This is a genomic window from Lysinibacillus sp. HST-98, from assembly GCF_016757845.1.
In the GTDB taxonomy this organism is placed as follows: domain Bacteria; phylum Bacillota; class Bacilli; order Bacillales_A; family Planococcaceae; genus Lysinibacillus; species Lysinibacillus capsici.
Window position 1 is genome coordinate 123,681 of record NZ_JAENHX010000010.1, and the last position, 21,923, is coordinate 145,603.

The 21,923-nt window shown below is 38.8% G+C and carries 21 protein-coding genes; 14 read left to right on the plus strand and 7 right to left on the minus strand.

What is annotated here, in order from left to right; translation table 11 throughout:
• The first annotated feature begins 51 nt into the window (after window positions 1-51).
• From JIN86_RS19655 to JIN86_RS19695, 10 genes are all read left to right on the plus strand, one after another.
• On the plus strand, window positions 52-285 hold the full coding sequence (locus JIN86_RS19655; protein ID WP_202342665.1) for a glutaredoxin family protein: 234 nt from the start codon (window positions 52-54) through the stop codon (window positions 283-285).
• Window positions 286-547: 262 nt separating this feature from the next.
• Complete coding sequence (locus JIN86_RS23825) at window positions 548-670, plus strand: hypothetical protein (RefSeq protein WP_004228055.1); 123 nt, start codon at window positions 548-550, stop codon at window positions 668-670.
• Window positions 671-845: 175 nt separating this feature from the next.
• A complete protein-coding gene (locus JIN86_RS19660) occupies window positions 846-1,898 on the plus strand; it encodes a sugar-binding transcriptional regulator (RefSeq protein WP_004228058.1) in 1,053 nt (350 codons plus the stop codon).
• 126 nt (window positions 1,899-2,024) lie between these two features.
• Complete coding sequence (gap, locus tag JIN86_RS19665; protein WP_004228061.1) at window positions 2,025-3,041, plus strand: type I glyceraldehyde-3-phosphate dehydrogenase; 1,017 nt, start codon at window positions 2,025-2,027, stop codon at window positions 3,039-3,041.
• Between the two features lie 506 nt (window positions 3,042-3,547).
• On the plus strand, window positions 3,548-4,732 hold the full coding sequence (locus tag JIN86_RS19670; protein ID WP_036219403.1) for a phosphoglycerate kinase: 1,185 nt from the start codon (window positions 3,548-3,550) through the stop codon (window positions 4,730-4,732).
• A gap of 19 nt (window positions 4,733-4,751) precedes the next feature.
• Window positions 4,752-5,513 (plus strand): triose-phosphate isomerase, encoded by a 762-nt coding sequence (tpiA, locus tag JIN86_RS19675; protein WP_004228066.1) that lies wholly within the window; start codon window positions 4,752-4,754, stop codon window positions 5,511-5,513.
• Window positions 5,506-7,047, plus strand: a complete 1,542-nt coding sequence (gene gpmI, locus JIN86_RS19680) for a 2,3-bisphosphoglycerate-independent phosphoglycerate mutase (RefSeq protein ID WP_202342666.1) — start codon at window positions 5,506-5,508, stop codon at window positions 7,045-7,047. The genes tpiA and gpmI overlap by 8 nt, the downstream gene beginning before the upstream one ends.
• Before the next feature lie 2 nt (window positions 7,048-7,049).
• The gene (gene eno / locus JIN86_RS19685) at window positions 7,050-8,342 is read left to right on the plus strand and encodes a phosphopyruvate hydratase (RefSeq protein WP_004228070.1); all 1,293 of its coding nucleotides are present in this window, start codon (window positions 7,050-7,052) and stop codon (window positions 8,340-8,342) included.
• A 482-nt stretch (window positions 8,343-8,824) separates the two neighbouring features.
• Complete coding sequence (locus tag JIN86_RS19690) at window positions 8,825-9,352, plus strand: DUF6241 domain-containing protein (protein ID WP_004228076.1); 528 nt, start codon at window positions 8,825-8,827, stop codon at window positions 9,350-9,352.
• Between the two features lie 95 nt (window positions 9,353-9,447).
• The gene (locus JIN86_RS19695) at window positions 9,448-9,759 is read left to right on the plus strand and encodes a methyl-accepting chemotaxis protein (RefSeq protein WP_202342667.1); all 312 of its coding nucleotides are present in this window, start codon (window positions 9,448-9,450) and stop codon (window positions 9,757-9,759) included.
• A gap of 42 nt (window positions 9,760-9,801) precedes the next feature.
• Here the strand turns inward: JIN86_RS19695 and dltD are convergent, their stop codons facing one another.
• The 7 genes from dltD to JIN86_RS19730 form a co-directional block, all read right to left on the minus strand.
• Window positions 9,802-10,977 (minus strand): D-alanyl-lipoteichoic acid biosynthesis protein DltD, encoded by a 1,176-nt coding sequence (dltD, locus tag JIN86_RS19700; RefSeq protein ID WP_004228081.1) that lies wholly within the window; start codon window positions 10,975-10,977, stop codon window positions 9,802-9,804.
• Window positions 10,974-11,207: a D-alanine--poly(phosphoribitol) ligase subunit 2 gene (gene dltC / locus JIN86_RS19705; RefSeq protein WP_004228083.1), complete on the minus strand. Its 234-nt coding sequence runs from the start codon at window positions 11,205-11,207 to the stop codon at window positions 10,974-10,976. The genes dltD and dltC overlap by 4 nt, the downstream gene beginning before the upstream one ends.
• Window positions 11,208-11,249: 42 nt before the next feature.
• Entirely contained in the window at window positions 11,250-12,413 is a 1,164-nt protein-coding gene (gene dltB / locus JIN86_RS19710; RefSeq protein WP_202342668.1) for a D-alanyl-lipoteichoic acid biosynthesis protein DltB, read from the minus strand.
• The gene (dltA, locus tag JIN86_RS19715) at window positions 12,410-13,885 is read right to left on the minus strand and encodes a D-alanine--poly(phosphoribitol) ligase subunit DltA (RefSeq protein WP_202342669.1); all 1,476 of its coding nucleotides are present in this window, start codon (window positions 13,883-13,885) and stop codon (window positions 12,410-12,412) included. The genes dltB and dltA overlap by 4 nt, the downstream gene beginning before the upstream one ends.
• Before the next feature lie 17 nt (window positions 13,886-13,902).
• Complete coding sequence (locus JIN86_RS19720; protein WP_004228095.1) at window positions 13,903-14,040, minus strand: teichoic acid D-Ala incorporation-associated protein DltX; 138 nt, start codon at window positions 14,038-14,040, stop codon at window positions 13,903-13,905.
• Between the two features lie 279 nt (window positions 14,041-14,319).
• Window positions 14,320-15,966, minus strand: a complete 1,647-nt coding sequence (locus JIN86_RS19725) for an alkaline phosphatase (protein ID WP_202342670.1) — start codon at window positions 15,964-15,966, stop codon at window positions 14,320-14,322.
• Window positions 15,967-16,113: 147 nt separating this feature from the next.
• Entirely contained in the window at window positions 16,114-17,361 is a 1,248-nt protein-coding gene (locus JIN86_RS19730) for a transglutaminase domain-containing protein (RefSeq protein WP_202342671.1), read from the minus strand.
• 205 nt (window positions 17,362-17,566) lie between these two features.
• On the opposite strand from JIN86_RS19730, the gene secG reads away from it, so the two are divergent.
• From secG to smpB, 4 genes are all read left to right on the plus strand, one after another.
• Window positions 17,567-17,794 (plus strand): preprotein translocase subunit SecG, encoded by a 228-nt coding sequence (gene secG / locus JIN86_RS19735; RefSeq protein ID WP_202342672.1) that lies wholly within the window; start codon window positions 17,567-17,569, stop codon window positions 17,792-17,794.
• A gap of 188 nt (window positions 17,795-17,982) precedes the next feature.
• Window positions 17,983-18,729: an alpha/beta hydrolase gene (locus tag JIN86_RS19740; RefSeq protein ID WP_202342673.1), complete on the plus strand. Its 747-nt coding sequence runs from the start codon at window positions 17,983-17,985 to the stop codon at window positions 18,727-18,729.
• A 36-nt stretch (window positions 18,730-18,765) separates the two neighbouring features.
• A complete protein-coding gene (rnr, locus tag JIN86_RS19745; RefSeq protein ID WP_202342674.1) occupies window positions 18,766-21,237 on the plus strand; it encodes a ribonuclease R in 2,472 nt (823 codons plus the stop codon).
• A gap of 71 nt (window positions 21,238-21,308) precedes the next feature.
• Entirely contained in the window at window positions 21,309-21,773 is a 465-nt protein-coding gene (gene smpB / locus JIN86_RS19750; protein ID WP_009373233.1) for an SsrA-binding protein SmpB, read from the plus strand.
• Window positions 21,774-21,923: the final 150 nt, after the last annotated feature.

Below are 21,923 nucleotides of genomic sequence, written 5' to 3' on the forward strand. Positions count from 1 at the left end.
AGGCATTTCTTCAATACTACATCGTTTATAATAAAAGAGGAGGTGCTATTTATGAAGATTCAATTTTTTAGTCGGGCGAATTGTCCTTTATGTGTAGAAGGATTACAGACATTAAAGCTTGTTCAGGAAGATGTTCTATTTGATGTTGAAATAATTGATATTGAGCAGGATGATCGCATACATGAAAAATATATGCTAATGATTCCGGTAGTTGAAAAAGATGGTGATGTCATTCAGTATGGTCATTTAGATTATGCCACGTTAATGGAGCGATTAGGCAGTTAATCTGCTTAAGGTATAAAGAGTTATTAACGGTATAAAAGACTTTATTATTTAGGTATTAATCTCACAATTCACAAATTGTTCAATGAAAGCGGTTTGAATTTGAACAGTTTGTGAAGACCTTCACATTAGTCTTTCTTTTACTAAAAATCGGAGTAGAATAGGTATCAAGTAAGAAGTTGTTATAAAACAGTTTAACGAATAGATCACAAATTTTAGTGGTTGTTATATTACAAAAATGAATGATGTGAAGGGAGATTTTACAATGTGGGTTATTACAGTATTTGAGAAAAAGGACGTTCGAATTTTTGAGTTTACTAATAAAACCGAAGCAACAAAAGCTTTAGAAGGTTTTAAAAAGAATGCGATTTTATCCTTTACTAAATAAATACAACAAAGTCTTGTAGCTGTTTTTATAGCTATGAGGCTTTTTTTTATCCAGAACAATACAACTACTTGCACTTTAAAACAATGCATATTATAATAAAACCATAAGTGGGACACAAAATAATTAAGTGGGATAAAAAATAACCCAATACTATTAATTAGGGGAGTAGATAGATATGTTAACTGTTCCAGAGGCACAGCAAAGGCTACTTCCTGAAATGTATCCGCTTCTACAAGCAAGATATCGAATATTGCAAGCCGTTCAACTCATGCAACCAATCGGACGACGTACACTAGCTGATTCACTGAAAATGACAGAAAGAGAAATACGCAAAGAAACTGATATTTTACGTGAACAAGGGTTATTAGATGCGCAAAAGTCGGGTATGGTATGTACAGATGATGGTGAAATAGTCATTGAAAAATTAAGAGCCATCGTTTATGAATGGTCTGGTTTAACCCAGCTTGCAAAAGTGCTTGAAAGACACTTTGGCATCCAACGTGTAGTCGTAGTTCCTGGTGATTACAATGAGGATCATACAATCCTAACCATGCTAGGCAAAGAAGCAGCATTGCAATTTATGTCAACTGCTTTTGAAGAGCAAGTTGTAGCTGTCACTGGCGGAAAATCTGTTGCCTCTCTTGCGCAGTTTTTACATCCTTTAGACGGACAAAAGAATATTACTTTTGTAGCTGCACGCGGGGGGATTGGACATGAAATGCAAATGCAGGCCAATACACTTGTTGCAACATTTGCCATGCAAATGGAAACACAATACCGTACTCTATTTTTACCAGAGCATTTAAGTGAGCAAGCGTATCAAGCGATGCTAACAGAGCCGATGGTTACAGAAATGATGGCCTTCTATGATCAAGCAGATTGCGTCATTCATGGGATTGGCTCCGCAGAGGAAATGGCTATTCGTCGTAACTCATCTCCTGAGGATTTGCGAATTCTTGAGGAAAAAGGTGCTGTGAGTGAGGCTTTTGGCTATTATTTCAATGCCGATGGAGAAATAGTACATCGTATACGCACAATTGGTATCCAGCTTGAGCAGGTACAAAACAGTGAACAGGTCATTGCAGTTGCAGCAGGAAAACAGAAGGTCAATGCAATGCTTTCTTATTTTAAAGTAGCACCTAAGCAAACTATATTTGTAACAGATGAAGCAGCGGCCAAAGCAATTGCTGCTAAAATATCTTCTATAGAAAATAAGCATCTTGAATGATGGAAAAGTTGTAAACATGTCACTCGATCTCAGAAAGTGCTAAAGCATTTTTTGAATGAGCATAAAGTAAATTTTGATGTCTCTACTCATAGAGACAGACATCACACATTATTGGAGGAATTAACAATGGCATTAAAATTAGCGATTAATGGATTTGGACGTATTGGACGTTTAGTATTTCGTGAGGCAATGAAGCATGATGAATTTGAAGTAGTAGCCGTAAACGACTTAACAGATGCTGGTCAGCTTGCGCACTTATTGAAATATGATTCAGTACACGGTATCTATGATGCTGAAGTCAATGCAGATGAAGATTCTTTCGTAGTAAATGGTCAACGTGTAAAAGTATATGCTGAAAAAGATCCTGCACAATTACCATGGGGCGAATTAGGCGTAGATGTAGTGCTTGAATGTACGGGTCGATTCCGTTCAATGGAAGAAGTAGGCAAGCATATTGAAGCAGGGGCGAAAAAAGCGATTCTATCAGCACCAGCAAAAGGGGCAATGCCTACATTTGTAATGGGTGTAAACCATGAGGATTATAACCCAGCAACTGACGATGTGATTTCCAATGCTTCTTGTACAACAAACTGTCTAGCACCAGTAGCTAAAGTGCTTGATGAGAAATTTGGCATTGAACGTGGTATGATGACAACAATTCACTCTTATACAAATGACCAACGAATTCTAGACTTCCCACACTCTGATCCTCGTCGTGCACGTGCTGGAGCGGTGTCTATGATTCCAACAACAACAGGTGCAGCAGTAGCTGTATCAAAAGTATTGCCACAGTTAAAAGGTAAGCTAGATGGATTCTCTATGCGTGTGCCAACACCTAACGTATCATGTGTTGACTTAGTTGTAGAACTAAAAGCAGATGTATCGAAAGAAACAATTAATGCAGCATTAAAAGAAGCTTCTGAAAATGAATTAAAAGGCATTTTAGATTACAATGAGCTACCATTAGTATCAATTGATTATAACGGTAACCATTATTCTTCTACGGTAGACGGCCTTTCAACAATGGTGTTAGAAAACAAAATGGTGAAGGTTTTAGCTTGGTATGATAACGAAATTGGTTACTCTACTCGCTTAATGGACCTAGCTTTATACATTGCTGAACAAGGCTTAAACCATAAATAAGTATCATATTTCGACATTTTGAGTAAAAAGTGTGACATATTACTGCTTTTTATGCACAAAAAGTATAGCCTTTATAATATCGAATAGATATAATATACAAGGGTATTGGGAGTAAGGGATAACCCTTACTCCTTTTTTCTAGATTCAGGAGAAACGCCCACATCTATAGATGGTGATTCATTGATGTAAAATCACCGACTGAATTAAGGTAAAAGCCTCAGCGATTGTCACAGATTTTGAAGAGGAACAAGTTCGGAAAAATCGGGAGGCAAATACACTGAGGCGTAATTGATACATGTTGATTGCAAGACATCGCAGTTAACTTTTGCTACTATAAAAACAAGTATTAGGGTTCATTATCAAAAGTTGGAGAATCATCCTTACACGAGATAGTGACGCTGAAAAAGTACCAAAATGACTATTCAATTTAGTAAGCATGGTGTAGAGCCAAGATGGGTAAAACACAAGAGTGTAAGACTAAAACAAACTTTGAAGGGAGTTTCTTCATGTTAAATAAGAAAACAATGAAAGATATTGATGTAAAGGGTCAACGCGTTTTTATACGTGTAGATTTTAATGTGCCAATGGCAGATGGGGCTATTACCGATGAAACGCGTATACGTGCAGCGATTCCTACAATTGAGTATTTAGTAGAGCAGGGTGCTAAAGTTATCTTAGCTTCTCACTTAGGTCGTCCAAAAGGTGAAGTAAAAGAGGATATGCGTTTAACAGCTGTTGGCATTCGCTTAGCAGAATTAATGGGCAAGCCTGTTACGAAGCTTGATGAATCCATCGGGCAAGCAGTGGAAGAAGCCGTTGCAAACATGCAAGATGGAGACATACTACTGCTTGAAAATGTACGCTTCCATGCTGGTGAAGAGAAAAATGACCCAACATTAGCACAGCAATTTGCTCAGCTAGCAGATATTTATGTTAATGATGCTTTTGGTGCAGCCCACCGAGCTCATGCTTCTACAGAAGGAATTGCTAAGCATATTCCAGCTGTATCTGGATTCTTAATGCAAAAGGAATTAGATGTACTAGGTAAGGCCTTGTCTAACCCTGAGCATCCGTTTACAGCCATTATTGGTGGTGCCAAAGTAAAAGATAAAATTGGTGTCATTGAAAGCCTATTAGAAAAAGTAGATCACTTAATTATTGGTGGTGGTTTATCCTTTACATTTATTAAGGCACAAGGCCACGATATCGGTAAATCATTGCTAGAGGAAGATAAAATTGAGCTAGCAAAGTCCTTTATTGAGAAGGCAAAAGCAAAAGGTGTGCAATTACATATGCCAGTCGATGCTGTTGTGGCAAATGAATTTTCACAGGATGCTGAAACACAAATCGTTGATGTAGATGCTATTCCAGCTGATTGGATGGGGCTAGATATTGGACCTAAAACGGCTGCAAACTATGCAGAAGTTATCAAAAACTCTAAATTAATCATTTGGAATGGACCAATGGGTGTCTTTGAAATGGACAAATTTTCAAACGGCACAAAAACAGTTGCTGATGCAATGGCAACAACAGCTGGCTACACAGTAATCGGTGGCGGTGATTCAGCTGCGGCAGTTGAAAAATTTGAAGTAGCAGATAAGATGGATCACATTTCTACAGGTGGTGGTGCTTCCTTAGAATTAATGGAAGGCAAAGAGCTTCCAGGGATTGTAGCACTAAACGATAAATAAGCTAATCGGAGGCAAAATGATGCGTAAACCAATTATTGCAGGTAACTGGAAAATGTTTAAAACATTTGAAGAGGCTATTCAGTTTGTAGATGCTATACAAGAAAAACTTCCTTCCAATGACAAAGTAGATGCTGTTATTTGCGCACCAGCTCTGTACCTACCTACACTTGTGCAAGTTGCTAGTGAGTCAGAGCTGGCAATTGGTGCACAAACTATGCACTATGAAAATGAAGGTGCTTTTACGGGTGAAATTAGTCCAGCACAGCTAGCAAGTGTGGATGTTGACTATGTCATTTTAGGACACTCTGAACGTCGCGAATACTACAATGAAACAGATGAAGCGATTAATAAGAAGGTAGCTGCAGCACTTGCCCATACTATCGTACCTATTATTTGCTGTGGCGAAACACTAGAAGAACGTGAAGCAGGCACAACAGAGCAAAAAGTGGCAGGCCAAATTAAAGCGGCACTTGCTGGGTTTGACGCACAGCAAGTAGAGCATATGGTCATTGCGTATGAGCCGATTTGGGCGATAGGTACAGGTAAAACGGCTACGGCAGACGATGCAAATCAAGTATGCGGAGCGATTCGAGCAGTAATAGAGGAACTATATAATGCTGAAACTGCGAATGCTGTGCGCATTCAATATGGTGGCAGTGTTAAGCCTGATAACATTCAGGAGCTTTTATCGAAAGAACATATTGATGGTGCTTTAGTTGGTGGAGCAAGCTTACAACCAGAATCTTATTTAACATTATTGGAGGCGGCAGCAAATGCCTAAAAAGCCAGTAGCATTAATTATTTTAGATGGCTTTGCATTTCGAGATGAAACATTCGGGAATGCAGTAGCACAGGCGAATAAGCCAAATTTTGATCGATTTTGGCATCAATTTCCTCATGCGACATTAACAGCAGCAGGAGAAGCCGTTGGATTACCTGAAGGACAGATGGGGAATTCCGAGGTGGGGCACCTAAATATCGGTGCAGGACGTATCGTATATCAAAGCTTAACACGCTTAAATAAATCTATTCGTGATGGAGATTTCTATACGAATCAAGCCTTTTTAGATGCAGTAGCACATGTGAAAGCTCATCAGTCAAAGCTACATGTTATGGGCTTATTATCAGACGGTGGTGTTCATAGTCACTATGAGCATATGTTTGCACTATTAAAGCTAGCTAAACAGCAGGGATTAGAGGAAGTTTATGTACATGGCTTCTTAGATGGTCGTGATGTTGGTCCAACAACAGCATTAGACTATATCGAAGAAACTGAAAAGCAAATGGCTGAAATAGGTATAGGGCAATTTGCTTCGATTCATGGACGTTACTATGCAATGGATCGTGATAAACGTTGGGATCGTGTTGCACTGACTTATAATGTACTGGTGGATGGCGTCGGTCAAACAGCAGAAAGTGCTAAAAGTGGTGTAGCAGCATCCTATGAGCGTGAGGTAACAGATGAATTTGTCATCCCATTTAGCATTCAAGAGCATGGCGAGCCAGTAGCAACAATTGGCGATCAGGATGCAGTGATTTTCTTTAACTTCCGTCCTGATCGTGCAATTCAGCTGTCAACAGTTTTTACAAATGAAGCATTCGATGGCTTTGCTATATCTGCAAATCATCCAAAGAATTTAAAATTTGTGTCCTTCACACACTATAGTGATGAAGTCAACGCACAGGTTGCTTATGAAAATGACAACTTGAAAAATACAATTGGTGAAGTATTAGCGACGAATGGGAAAACACAGTTGCGGATTGCGGAAACTGAAAAATATCCACATGTTACATTCTTTATGAGTGGTGGACGTGAGGAAAAATTCCCTGGTGAAGAACGTATTTTAATTGCTTCTCCAAAGGTGGCGACATACGATTTAAAACCTGAAATGTCTGCCTATGAGGTGACAGAAGCCTTGCTTGCAGAAATTGCGGCTGAAAAATTTGATGGCATTATTCTTAACTTTGCCAACCCTGATATGGTTGGTCATAGTGGAATGCTGGAGCCAACAATTAAAGCCATTGAAGTAGTAGATGAATGCTTAGGGAAAGTAGTAGACGCACTCCTTGCAAAAGGTGGCGCAGCTATTATTACAGCTGACCATGGCAACTCTGATGAAGTGTTAACTTTAGCAGGTGAGCCAATGACAGCTCATACAACAAATCCTGTTCCAGTAATTGTGACAAAATCAAATATAATGTTAAGAAATGGTGGTATTTTAGCCGATTTAGCGCCAACCATGTTAGAATTATTAGAGGTGTCACAGCCTACTGAAATGACAGGACAATCATTAATTGAAAAAGAGGAGAATTAATTATGCCATTTATTACACAAGTTTATGCGCGCGAAGTTTTAGACTCACGTGGGAACCCAACAGTAGAGGTTGAAGTATTTACAGAATCAGGCGCATTTGGCCGCGCAATCGTACCATCAGGTGCATCAACAGGTGAATACGAAGCGGTAGAATTACGCGATGGTGACAAATCTCGTTACCTAGGCAAAGGTGTATTAAAAGCAGTTGAAAATGTAAACACAATTATTGCGGAAGAATTAGAAGGTAACTATTCTGTTCTTGATCAAGTAGTCATCGACAAAGCTTTAATCGAGCTAGATGGCACGGAAAACAAAGGCAAGCTTGGTGCCAACGCAATTCTAGGTGTATCCATGGCAGTTGCACATGCTGCGGCAGATTATTTAGATGTACCTCTTTATCAATATCTTGGTGGGTTCAATTCTAAGCAATTACCAGTACCAATGATGAACATCCTAAACGGTGGTGCTCACGCAGATAACAATGTAGACATTCAGGAATTCATGGTTATGCCTGTTGGTGCAGAATCATTCCGTCATGCATTACGTATTGGCGCTGAGATTTTCCATAGTCTAAAAGCTGTTCTAAAAGCAAAAGGTTACAACACAGCAGTAGGTGATGAAGGTGGTTTCGCACCAAACTTAGGCTCTAACGAAGAAGCAATTACAGTGATCTTAGAAGCGATTGAAAAAGCAGGCTACAAACCAGGTGACGAAGTGAAACTTGCAATGGACGTAGCATCCTCTGAACTATTCAATAAAGAAGATGGCAAATATCACTTAGATGGTGAAGGTGTTGTCAAAACTTCTGAAGAAATGGTTGATTGGTACGAAGAGTTAACAAATAAATACCCAATCATTTCAATTGAAGATGGCTTAGACGAAAACGACTGGGCTGGACACAAGCTATTAACAGACCGTATCGGCAAACGCGTACAATTAGTAGGCGATGACCTATTTGTAACAAATACGAAAAAATTATCAGCAGGTATTGAGCAAGGTGTAGGAAATGCAATCCTAATTAAAGTAAACCAAATCGGTACGTTAACTGAAACATTTGAAGCAATCGAAATGGCCAAACGTGCAGGCTACACAGCGGTTATTTCTCACCGTTCTGGTGAATCAGAAGATGCGACAATCGCTGATATTGCTGTTGCAACAAATGCTGGTCAAATTAAAACAGGTGCTCCATCACGCACAGACCGTGTAGCTAAATACAACCAACTTCTTCGCATCGAAGATCAACTTGGTTCAACAGCAGAGTATCTTGGTTTAAATTCATTCTATAACTTAAAATAAGTATTTGATTGAAGCGAAAATGCTTTGAACTTAGTAAAACAAACACAGCTTTTATATTTGAACCTCTGATTTATAAGTGTGATAAACACTTGTAGATTGGGGGTTTTTTCGTGCTGATTAAAGATTTGTTGAAAGAATTTACATTCGCATTACAGATTAAAAATTATTCAATCAGAACAACAGAAACTTATAACTACAATACAGCTCACTTCATTCAATATCTTAAAAAATATATTCAACAACAATTAATTCTTGGTAAAAAGGCGACTTACCTATATTAACCCATACAAAATTGTATTAGTTGTATTTAACGTACGCAATTTTGCGTTGGTACCTACTGTATACAATGTATATACCATTATCTACGAACAGGGTTTTTCATTGAACCTTATTTCAATATTCTGTTATTATTATCCTAATTACATAATATAAACCAATACATAATGATATAATATTATAAATGACAATGAGGAGTTAATGACATGAAGAGAAAAACAAAATCTGCAATTGTTATCATTGCAATATTGGTCATTTTTGGAGGGATTTTTGGTTACATTAAATCCACTGAACAAATGGAAAAACCTGTTACAAAAAAAGAAAGAGCCACTATTGTTGTTGACGGAGCACCGCTTGAAGATAAAAAAGTTACAAAAGAAGAATTGCTTTATCCTGACAATTTAGTGGAAAGCAAAGTAAATGAAACCATCCATAGCATGTCCCACCAAAAAGTGAAAGCTGCTTCTCAATGGGGTCGTGAGCGAATAACACAAGAAAAAGTTGACCGATTGTTAACTGTAGTTAAAATGAACGATTATAAATATAAAGAACTTTACATTTCAATATTGGAAAGATGGTCGAAAGGTGATTTTTCAAACGCCGTTGATGACCATAACAAAATTTGGGAAATGCAAGGTGGCGATGACACGACAAATTCAGGAAGAGCAACTCGTTTATTATCGCCCGAGGAAGAAGAGCAGTATATTGAACAATTTTACACAGATGAAAAATAGGTGAAGCTTTGAATTGTATGCAAATCTTTCTGTTTGTAATCATTAATATTTATTACACAAAATCCACCAATTATTAAGATACAAAAAAATTATTGATGGAGGGTTTTAGTTATGAACGAAGAAAGAAGCGGCACAAGCAAGCCAATACGGGTGCAGGTTTCAATATCGTAGCGCAAGAGGTAAGGAAGCTTTCTAGTGAAACAGCTACAGCTACAGCAACAGAACAAATTGAAACCTCTCTTAAAACGATTACGAGTAATATTCAAACACTGATGGAAAGCATGGAGCAAATTGAAACAGCCTCCAATGATCAGGCAGAGCAGGTTCAACATTTTAGTGAAGCCATTGAAAAACGAAATGAGAGAACCGAGCAAATGGCGCTTTACATAAAAGGTCTCTTACGATAATAAGAAAGGACAGTCTACTATATTAGACTGTCCTGACTTTTGTTATGGCTGTGACCAATGCTGATCTAGTTCTTGATCGAGATAAACCCAGCCCTTCCAGGCAATATGAATCGTATCCATTATAAAATAGGGATCATATTCATGATCTGAAAAATCAACATAGGCAACATTCGCATCCTTTAATACTTGCTCCATTTTATCGTAATACTTTTGACGGCGCTCCTCAGGATAGCCATTATAATCATACCAATAGCCATTCACTGGAATGGAGACGAATAGTGGCTTGGCACCTGCATCCTTTAAAACATCGATCACTAGTTGGAAATCCTCGTATTCAGGAGAGTTTGAATAATCCTCTTTTTTTCGTATATCCTTAAACTTTGAAAATTTAGCATTTACAAGTCGCTGATAGGCGCGATCTTCAATCATATAGTCATTGGATACACGCTTCTCCCCATATGCCTCTGCATGCTGCAATTGTTGCTCAAAGCTTTGATTGGCAATGAGCTTGTCATTACTTTTTAATGCATGACCTTTACGTGGGAAAAGAGAATAATATAAATCCTTCTTTTCTAGTAACGCCTTGTGAAAACGCCCAGCGACCATGGCCATACGTCCAGTAATTGGCTTTTCCTTGCCATTAGACATTTGATATTGATACATAGTCTTTAAGAGGCGATCACGTTTGACAGTATCAAATTCTAGTAGGCGCTCCATTGCTCTTTTACGAAGATTGGCATCCATCTCCTGATTAAAGGCTAAATCATAAGCATGTAGCATGGAATAATTCGGTGAAAAGTGAAATTCACCCATGCCCTTCTCTGTAAACCACTGTGGAGAGATGATAAAGACCACTTTTTTATCCTTTAAATTCTTTTCTTGTGCTGCGAAATTCAAGAAGTGGGTAATGGACTGCATGCCTCCACGCCCAATCATAAATGTCGAATACGGAGCATCAGTGGCTCGCGTATAATTGTAAGGATGGAACGGATCAAAACGGTTTAATTCCGAGGAGCCGTAAAGTGGCATGGAACTAGGGTCCTGTAACATTCGCTCCTGTAAATATGTGCCCTGAAATACAAGTGGAGACATGTTCGTTTTGGCTTGTTCCACATCCTCATTGGATATCCATGCTTTAATCCAAGCATTAGGAAAAAAGACAAAGCCCGTAAAAAGAGCAAATGCAATAAATAAAGAAAGAAAGCCTTTTTTGATCATTGTCTTTCAGCTAATTTCCCTGCTATTCGATTAGGCGTATTCCATTCTTCACGATTGAAATCAGTAATAGGGACAGAAATATTAAAACGATTTTCAATTTCAACTAATAAATTAATTGTCCCAAACGAATCTAGTAAACCTTCTTCAAATAAGTCTATATCTGGGTTTTCTACAATCATTTCATCTTCACATAACTCGACTAGCATTTCTAAAACTTGTTGTTGATCCATTAATAATTCTCCTTTAGTGAACAGGCTCTTACAGCCCTTTGTTTAAAATAATGTGCCAGAAAAAATATAGAAGCCGAAGCATACAGCGTGAAACGTAATGATTACGCCAATAGTATGCGTCCATTTATTTTTTGGCCAACGCTTATGCTTTTTATTCCAGCGTTCAAATTTATCAAAGCTGATAATCAATAGGGCATGATAGAGTCCATAGACCACAAAGTGCCATTCCAGACCATGCCAAATACCCATTAAAAAGAATAGTAAAAAGAAGCCTATATACGAAATAGCAAATTTATTTTTTAACCATTTTTTCTTTGTCATCCAAAGGACAAAGCGCATATAGACATAATCCCTAAACCAGAAGGAAAGGCTCATATGCCAACGATTCCAAAAATCTTTAATATTGCGGCTGGCGAATGGGCGATTAAAGTTAATCGGTGTTTGGATACCCATTAGTCGGCTAACACCAACAGCAAATGCACTATAGCCAGCAAAATCAAAGAATAAGTAAAAGCTATACATATACATATACGCTAGCTGCCCCTGAAAAGGTGTCAAATAGTTATACGTATGGTTAGGCAAATAAATAAGCGTGTAGTTGTAAATTAAATAAGCCAAAATAAACTTATATAAAAAGCCGACAAAAATATAGTTAATACCACTCAATAGCAGCTTTTGGTACTCCTCCGAGGAAGGCACGGCATGAAAATCCTTTGTAAAACGACGCCAACGATCAATCGGCCCCGATGATACGGTAGGAAAGAATAATAAGAAATAGACTAGCTCTATTACAGAAATTTTCTCTTTCATCAAGCCATCACGGGTTTCTAAAATCATTTGCACCGCTTTAAACGTAATGTAGGACACACCAAGGAAGCCAAATAAATGATGCAATCCGAGAATCGGCAAAACCTTTACAAGAATCAAGGGTAATATGGATAAAAGCACCGCTATTATAAAAATGGTTCCGCTATTTTGCTGAAGTCGATAGCGCTGATAAGCCACAATAAGAACTACCTGAAAGACAGTAAATAATACGAGCGAGATGGTCCCATTCATTGAATGTCCAAAGATTAATGCTAAGACAATGACCGAAACAAAAAGATTATAGCGTTTCGAAGATTTGCCTCGTAATCCTAAGAGGATGGTAGGTAGTAATAAAAGTCCGATGATCACAAAAAATGCTATATTTCCATAAGGCGTCATACTGTCTCCATAACCGCCAATCCTTTACGATCTACCTTACCATTTGGATTTAGTGGTAAAGCGTCCATATATTTAAATGTTTTCGGTATCATATAGGCAGGTAAGTACGCCGATAAAAGTGCCTTCAATTGCTTTGTTGTTTTAAAAGCAGCGTCTGTTAATGGCTCACGTAAAACAATATGGGCACTAAGAGAAATGATTTCCTTCTCCTTATAAACAGGTACAACAACACAGCTTGAAACAGGTGGCAGGTTACTGATTTGTTTTTCAATCTCTTCAATCTCTAAACGATAGCCATGTAATTTCACTTGGAAATCCTTACGACCTGAAAAGAACAAATAACCATCCTGCACAAAGCCTATATCACCTGTTTGATAGATGCGATCGCCATCCACGATCGGGAAAGCTTTAGCTGTTAATTTAGGCGCTCCCAAATACCCTGCGCTAACGGTTGGCCCTGAAATAATAATTTCTCCATCTTCTGCTACAGAAACGTTTGGCTCCGTTATAGGGGCAATCGGTAATTGTTCGAAGCGTCCTACTAGCTCTTTCGTCACCTTTACATAGGATACAGCGACGGTTGTTTCCGTAGGACCATATAAATTATAAATTGTTGCCTGTGGAAAACGGAGCATCAACTCGTTACATACCGCTATCGGTAAAACCTCTCCGCAAAATAAAAAAGTATCCAATGCAGGCATGAGTTTTTGATCCCATTCTTTGTTCATCAAACACATCTTGGCAAAAGAAGGTGTAGAAGTCCATACACGAGTATTTGACGTCGCTAATGAATCAAACAATGCTTTCGGATTAGCAATTTCTTGCTGTGTAATCGCATAAAGTGTGTGTCCACCAACAAGAGCTGGGTAGAGATCCATAACAGATAAATCAAAGGAATAAGGTGCTTGGTTTAAAAATACGCCGTCTTCCTGTAAAGGGAAGTGCTCCTGCATCCACATTACAAAGTGTGTTAGATTACTAGCTGTTATTTGTACCCCTTTTGGTTGACCCGTTGAACCAGAAGTGTAAATAATATAATGGATATCCTCATCATGAACCCATGTTGCGGATGATAGGATCACGTCCTTTGAGGAGGCATCCAGAATATCATGCACTGCCATAACTGGAAGGTTCATCTGCATCTGTAATAGCTCTGTTGTCAATACTAAACCTGCTCCAGAAGCTTCTGTAATGAGCTGTAATCTTTCTGATGGTGTTGACGAATCAACAGGTACATATGGATGGCCAGCCTTTACAGCTCCGATAAACGCAACAATTTGTAGGGGGGACATATGTCCATAAATGACAATAGGTTGTTGTCTCCGCAACTTAAGCTTCATTAAATAATCGGCAAGACGCTCCGATAAATGCCAAAGCTCGCTATAAGTTAAAGAAGCATTGTGTGTCTGATAAGCAGTTTTTTGTGGCTGCTGGATGGCCACACGTTCAATAGCTGCCAAAATACTTAACATTTTTTAATCTCCTTTATTTAAAATTCCGTATATATAAATGGTCCAGCGTTCATATCATGGAAGCCATGTATAAGAAACAACAGTACCAAAACAATCAAATAAAACAGCGTGAAGCCAATGAAGCGTAAATACTCATTATTTTTGATGGATTGCATTTGTCCACCTCCAATGAAAAAAAGTATAGGATTAAACTTTCAAAAAATAGTAATTTACTAGTTAAAAATCCTTACCTTATGTTTTTAACACTGATTTGACGGAATGTGGAGAAAAATGTTGCTGAATTAAGATGAATTCAGTAAATCATAAGATTAATTTAAGGTAAATTTAAGGTTTTGAGGGGATATGTAGAGTTTACAAATTATTGGCTGGTTTACTTATGTAAAAAAAGCACGAACATAAGGGAATAATCTCAACTTATGTTCGCGCTATTATTTTTATTTCACTTGATTAATAACTTTTTTAGATACATAAAATTCAGAGCCATTGTAGACATTGATTGTATCAAATGTATGAGTCTTTGCCGTGTTTGAGGAAGTTTGTTCATACGTCATCGTGTTTTTGTTAACTGGAATTTTCACTGTGATATCTGCTTTTTGTGCAATAAATGTTGGGTTTTCTTTATCCGATAAGTCAATTTTTGTTGTAAATCCTTTTTCCGTAAATGCCTTCGTTGCAGGCACATATAAATCATTTGTTAATGTATTTAAGTCAAAGCCCATAAAGCGTGCCATTGTATGGGCTAAATCAGTGTTTTCTACTAATCCAGTCAATTTAGAAGGACCAAATGAATATAAGAATACATCTTCACCCGTATGGCCACCTGTTGTATAACCAATGTTTGCACGATTGGCTAGCATTTTTACCATTTCATTGCCTAAGTCTTTAGCAGACTGTAATGTTTTAAGCTCGTCCGCTGTTAACGAATCTAAGCCATAAAGAGCAGCGACCTCAACTAAATTAGAGCGATCTTCTTTTAGCTGGCTTAAAGCTCCTTCAATGGTCATTGTAGCTTTTTTTAACGGGTCGATGTAGGCAGAGACTGGAATGCTGGAATAGGTACTAGTTGTGTTAGCGTTCCCCATCGTAATGCCACTATTTCCATGATCAGTTACTGCGATGACTAAAGTATTACCATCTTCCTTCGCAAAATCAACCGCTTCTTTCACTGCATCATCGAATGATAATATATCGCTAATGATACCAATAGTATCGTTGGCATGTGCCGCCCAGTCAACCTTACTACCTTCTACAAAGAGGAAGAAGCCATCCTCATCCTTTTTCAGCGTATTGATTGCTTTATTCGTCATTTCAGCAAGTGTAGGCTCAGATGCTCTTGTTTTGGCACGATCTAAATCATAAGCAAGTGCACTTGGTGCAAAGCTTCCCCAAATTTTTGAGGATTGACTATTAAATAGCTCATCGCGCGTTTTAACGAGATCATAATTTTTTTCATTCAAAACCTTGATTAAGTCTTCGCCATCTTGACGAGCATTTTTTGATGTGCCTGGTGATAGTGATTCCAGACCACCGCCTAAGACAACATCAATATTTTGATAAACCTGCTGCTCTGCAATATCTCCATATTGACTTCTATTGTTGACGTGTGCAGAAAAACCAGCAGGTGTAGCATGTTGAATTTCGGAAGTAGAAATTAATCCAGTGGCCATACCTTGCTGCTTAGCTCCTTCTAGCACATTGGCTACAGGTCGGAAGGCATCTTCCTTAGCGATTTGCGCTAATCCAGGGGAGTTGATCACAGAGGGGAGTACACCTATATATTTATCGTTCGATTTATGCCCAGTTGCTAATGCTGTAGCAGCTGGTGCAGAATCGGTAATGGCAGATTCAGCAGAATATGTGCGCATAGCACCCGATAAAATTTCATCCATTGCTAGGCTTTCACCTTTATACCAACGAGAAAGGGTGACAGCATTATTACTGCTACCATCCATCACAAGCATAATGACATTTGTCGGTTTCTTTCCTTCGGCTGCATGTACCTCTTGCTGTGGGATACTAACTGCGGATAAAGTCACTGCACTTGCTAAAAACAATGAAGTCCATTTTTTTGCGTATTTCATGATTTTCCTCCTTTAGGTGAATTCAACTGTAAGTGTAAAGGAAGGGTGTAAAGCTAGCGTTAAAGGTTTGTTAATGAAATATGGTAATTATGTAAATAATAAGGAAGGGAGAATCTGTGTAAAAATCCCACAGATTCTTTTGGGGCATTACAAATTTTCCTGATGTTGTGCGCCATCAATTGTTTCATAATGTAAAATGTCTTCTTCGATGTACAAGTTGAGGACTTCATCTTCAAGTAAGACTTCTTCAGAGCCGTCCTGGACATTAATTTTTGTTAAATAACCGGCATTGTCATAGTCACTGCAATAAATGGAATCATTATAAGTAGCTAAATAATAGCATGCCGTTTCTGTAATTTGATTGTTTTCATTTGTGTCTAAATTATAGGAATAAACCATATTATCATGGATACTATTATAATAAATCACATCATCCACCGTATTGGCATACCACATATCATGCATAAAATCATAATTGTTATTTGTAGCAGTAAAATAATTTTCATTTACCCATAAATGATCTTGGCTTAGTTTTTCATCACTGACTAAAAAGTATTCATAGGAAATCGCATAAGGCTCAGTTGAATCCACGTCATTCCACGTTGTATCAAGATGGTACCAATTGCCATCGATACTGACTAAATTCCAAGCATGCAGCTGATCCTCACTATAGCCATATACGTATTTCGCTTCTACATCCGAAGCTAATAGTAGGCGATAAGCTAGTAGAGCATAGGCTTGACATACCGCAGTTTCCTCGTCTATCAGCTCAAAAACCGTCTGTCCCTCAGTAGAGCCTTGTTCTGTATAAGTGGCTAACTGTACGACCGTATCATTAATGATTTTAGTACGTTCAAAATCTGTCATATGTGTCGTAATATACTGGTCAGCAAAAGCTTCTACATATTGATCGACCTTTTGCTCCTTTTTGGCATCTGTTAAGTAATCAATCGACAACTCTACCAAATAGCCATTATCTATTTCCCAAGCCGTCCATTCATAAGTAAGAAAATAACCAGCTGTATAGGGATCAACGAAGGAAAGCAGGCTATTTAAGTCATTCAGCTGCACCTCAAAATCTTCGAAGTTTAGCTTCCCAGTATAAGGGACTTCAAAGTGCTGTTCAAACTTTGCTACTTGTTTTTCAACTTTTTTAGTGAATTGTAGTAAGGCAGGATCATCCTTAAATAATGAGGTTGAGAAAAGATCATTAGGTGAAAAAGAGGCAGATAGCGCTTTACTTTCTGGTTTCTTTATATCATTCTCTGTATCTTCTGCTAAGGTTGTAGTTGTTACATCCTCTTCCTCAAGAAGTAGGTCAATGGCCTTTGAGCATGCCGTAAGAAAGGGAATCATGCAGCATAGTACTAGCAGCGCTGTTATTTTTTTATTCATTTTCCCACCCTCCAAAAAAGTTCATTTTTGCCATTATAATTTAATTTATAGGGAGTGACATCCACAAATAGTAGCATAAGTCGACAAGGGTGGAAGCATGAGGCGGAGAATTTCCAGCAAAACATAAAGCGAAGTTTGTCATCACAACCTTTTTTTGTTATAATGTAGTATGTTGTGATGTTTCAAAGTTCGGGAGGTGCAGTGAATGCATACAGTAGTATTAGTTTCATTAGTTATCGTATCATTGGCGTTAATCGTTGTGGTATTACTTCAATCTAGTAAAAGTGCAGGCTTATCAGGTGCCATCTCGGGTGGAGCTGAGCAACTATTTGGAAAGCAAAAAGCACGTGGTATGGATTTAATCCTTCACCGTGCAACAATTTTGTTAGCTATAGTGTTCTTTTTATTAGCAATCGCTATTACAAAAATCTAATAGTTGAAGATATATCGCCTAACCGAATTGGTTGGGCGTTTTCTTTTATCATAGTTAAATGGTAATTTATCTCTCAGTAGTAAAAAATGAATTGTAACACAATAACCAATGTCATCTGCTAGGCATCATCGAGATGACGAGAATGGGTATAGTATGTATAAGTGTTTTAGAGTGAAGGAGTGCTTACAGTGAACAAATCATTATCACAGCCATTTTTCTTTCAGGCAGGACCACGTGCTGTTTTATTATTACACGGCTTCACAGGAAGCTCTGCAGATGTACGAATGCTTGGTAGATTTTTAGAGAAAAAAGGGTATACTACATTAGCACCTCACTATAAAGGTCACGGTGTGGAACCAGAAGAACTAATCACAACAGGTCCAGCAGACTGGTGGCAGGATGTTATTGCCGCCTACAAACAGTTACGGGATGCTGGCTATCAGGAAATAGCCGTTGCTGGGCTTTCATTAGGTGGTGTTATGGCATTAAACGTTGCATTAAATAATCCTGTTAAAGGCATTGTGACAATGTGTGCCCCTATGACAATGCGTACAACCGACGTTATGTTTGAGGGGGTCTTGAAATATGCAAGGGACTATAAAAAGTTCCAAGGGAAACAGGAAGAACAAATTGATGCTGAAGTTACAAGCATTGCTGACAAAGGCATGCCATCTCTACAGCAGCTTCGAGAATTTATAGCCCGCACTCGTCAAGAAATTGACATGATTTATGCGCCTATCTTCGTCGTACAAGCTACAAATGATGAAGTAATAGAGACAGAATCTGCCAACATTATATATAATCAAACTGAGTCACTTGAAAAGCACATCAAGTGGTATGAAAACTCAAAACATGTTATTACATTAGATCAAGAAAAAGATCAATTACATGAGGACATTTATCGCTTTTTAGAAAGCCTAAATTGGGCACAATAATATAAATAGGATTTTCTCATGAAGGAGGGAATATGTATGAAAGACCAAAAAGATACACTACAAAGTCGTTTACTCGATTTTTTCAGCACAGATGATTATAAACCACTAACAGTCGGTGAAATCGAGGATGAATTCGGCTTTGAGGATGCGGAGGAGTTCAAGGAGCTTGTGAAAACACTTGTCCGCATGGAAGGGCAAGGCTTAGTTGTGCGTTCCCGCTCCAATCGCTATGGCCTACCAGAACGTATGAATTTGCTAAGAGGTAAATTTATCGGACATGCGAAGGGCTTTGGCTTCGTGACACCTGACGTCGAGGGCATGGATGATGTGTTCATTCCCCCGCATGAAATTAACGGTGCCATTAACGGAGACATTGTTCTGATTCGTGTTTTAAAGGAATCATTCGGTGATCGACGCGAGGGAACGGTAACAAAGGTTGTCGAGCGTGGTCAAACAAGCTTTGTCGGCACATTCCAGGCTAACCGTGGCTTCGGCTTTGTTGTTCTAGACGATAAAAAGCTACCAATGGATATCTTTATTGCCAAAGGAGATACATTAGGAGCTGTCGATGGACATAAGGTTGTTGTTGAGGTAGCAACATGGCCAGAGGATTTAAAATCTGCTACAGGCTATATTACAAAAATTTTAGGACATAAAAATGATCCGGGTGTGGATATTTTATCCATTTTGTATAAGCATGACATTCCACCTGAATTCCCAGATGAAGTCATTGCTGCTGCACAGCGTGTGCCAGATGAAATTACCGAGGCCGATTTAGTAGGGCGTCGTGATTTACGTCATGAAACGATTGTGACAATTGATGGAGCAGATGCAAAGGATTTAGATGATGCCGTAACCGTAACGAAAAATGTAGATGGAACGTATAAGCTTGGCGTACATATTGCAGACGTAAGTTATTATGTAACGCAAGGCTCGGTCATTGACATTGAAGCTTACGATCGTGCGACAAGTGTTTATTTAACAGACCGTGTCATTCCAATGATTCCACATCGTTTATCAAACGGCATTTGTTCATTAAATCCACAGGTTGACCGTTTAACACTCTCTTGTGAAATGATTATTGATGCGAATGGTAATGTGGTTGCACATGAAATTTTCCAAAGTGTCATTAAAACGACTGAACGTATGACGTATAAGGACGTTTACAAGATTTTAGAGGAGCAGGATGAGGCACTAATTGAACGCTATGAGCCACTTGTTCCAATGTTTAAAAACATGGCTGAGCTGTCGGGTATTTTACGCCGTAAACGCGAAATGCGAGGAGCCATTGACTTTGACTTCAAAGAATCCAAGGTGATCGTAAACGAAGAAGGATGGCCAGTTGATATAGAATTACGTGAACGAACAGTAGCGGAGAAATTAATTGAAGATTTCATGCTAGCTGCCAATGAAACAGTGGCAGAGCACTTCCACTGGATGAATGTACCGTTTCTATACCGTATTCACGAAGATCCAAAGCCTGAAAAGCTTCAACGCTTCTTTGAATTTGTCACGAACTTCGGTATTTTGATTAAAGGCACTGGTAATACCGTTCATCCTAAGGCATTACAGGATGTTTTGAAGGCCATTGAAGGGATGCCAGAGGAGCCTGTTATCTCAACGATGCTCCTACGTTCAATGCAGCAGGCGAAGTACTACCCTGAAAGTCTTGGACACTTTGGCTTATCAACGGATTTCTATACACACTTCACATCACCAATTCGTCGTTATCCTGACTTAGTTGTACACCGTTTAATTCGTACGTATTTAATTAACAAGGATACATCGAGAGAAACCATTGCACAGTGGAGTATGGCAATGGATGAAATTGCTGACCACACGTCTGAGCGTGAACGTCGTGCTGTTGATGCAGAACGTGATACAGACGCACTGAAAAAAGCACAATATATGTCCGACAAAATTGGCGAAGAATTCGAAGGGATTGTTTCTTCCATTACAAACTTCGGTATTTTCGTGGAGCTACCAAACACCATCGAAGGGCTTGTCCATATTAGCAATATGACTGATGATTACTACCGCTTCGATGATCGTCAAATGATTATGATCGGGGAACGAACGAATCGCCAATTCCGTATTGGGGATGAAGTGACAGTTCGTGTGGCAAATGTCATTATTGAGGAGTCATCCATTGACTTTGAAATCGTTGGAATGGTAACTTCATATGGACGAACACGCAAAGCAGCACCAACTGTTATTCTTGCACGTAAAAATTATAGCGATAACAAAGGTGGACGCAGTCGCCGAAGCACACGCAGTGATGAGGAAAAAGGCGGACGTGGTGGCAATCGTAGAGGCGGTCGTCAAGAGGATGACCGTGGAACTCGTAGCTCATCAAAGCAAGGTGAACGACGCGAAAGTGACCGTGATCCACGTGGACGCCGCAAAGATGACTCAAGCCCAGGTCCAAAAAAACGCGTGAAGCAAAAGCAAAAGTTCTATGAGGGCATTGCCAAAAAAGGCAAAAAGAAAAAAACAAAACGTAAATAAGCCTAAGCGAAAGTATTCATTGAAAGGGTACTTTCGCTTAAGCTCAACCTTTTAAGTAGAGGGTGAAAGATATGGCAAAAGGTTCTGGTAAAGTATTAGCACAAAACAAAAAAGCAGGCCACGACTACTTCATCGAAGAAACAATCGAAGCAGGCATGGTCCTAACAGGTACAGAAATCAAATCCATCCGTGCAGGCAAAGTCCAACTGAAAGACTCCTTTGTCCGCGTCCGCAATGGTGAAGCATGGATCAACAATATGCACGTTAGCGCCTTCGAACAAGGCAACCGTTTCAACCACGATCCACTACGCACCCGCAAGTTGCTGCTCCACAAAAAGCAAATCGGCGAGCTAGTCGGTGCCGTAAAACGTGACGGCTACACAATCGTTCCATTGAAAATGTACATCAAGGATGGCTATGCCAAGCTCCTTATCGGCATTGGTAAAGGGAAAAAAGATTACGATAAGCGCAGCGACATGCGCAAAAAAGAAGCCAAACGCGAGATGGAACGTGCCTTCAAGGAACGCCAGCGTTAAAAAGGCTGATGAGAAAGCAGGCAAGTGCCACTTTCTCATCAGCTTTTTATATTTTATGGAAGAATAGTGTAAATTTTAGAAGTTGATTGGAATTTGTCCGATAACTTCTATTTTTTTTGGTCTTATAACACAAAAAAATTAAAATTTATT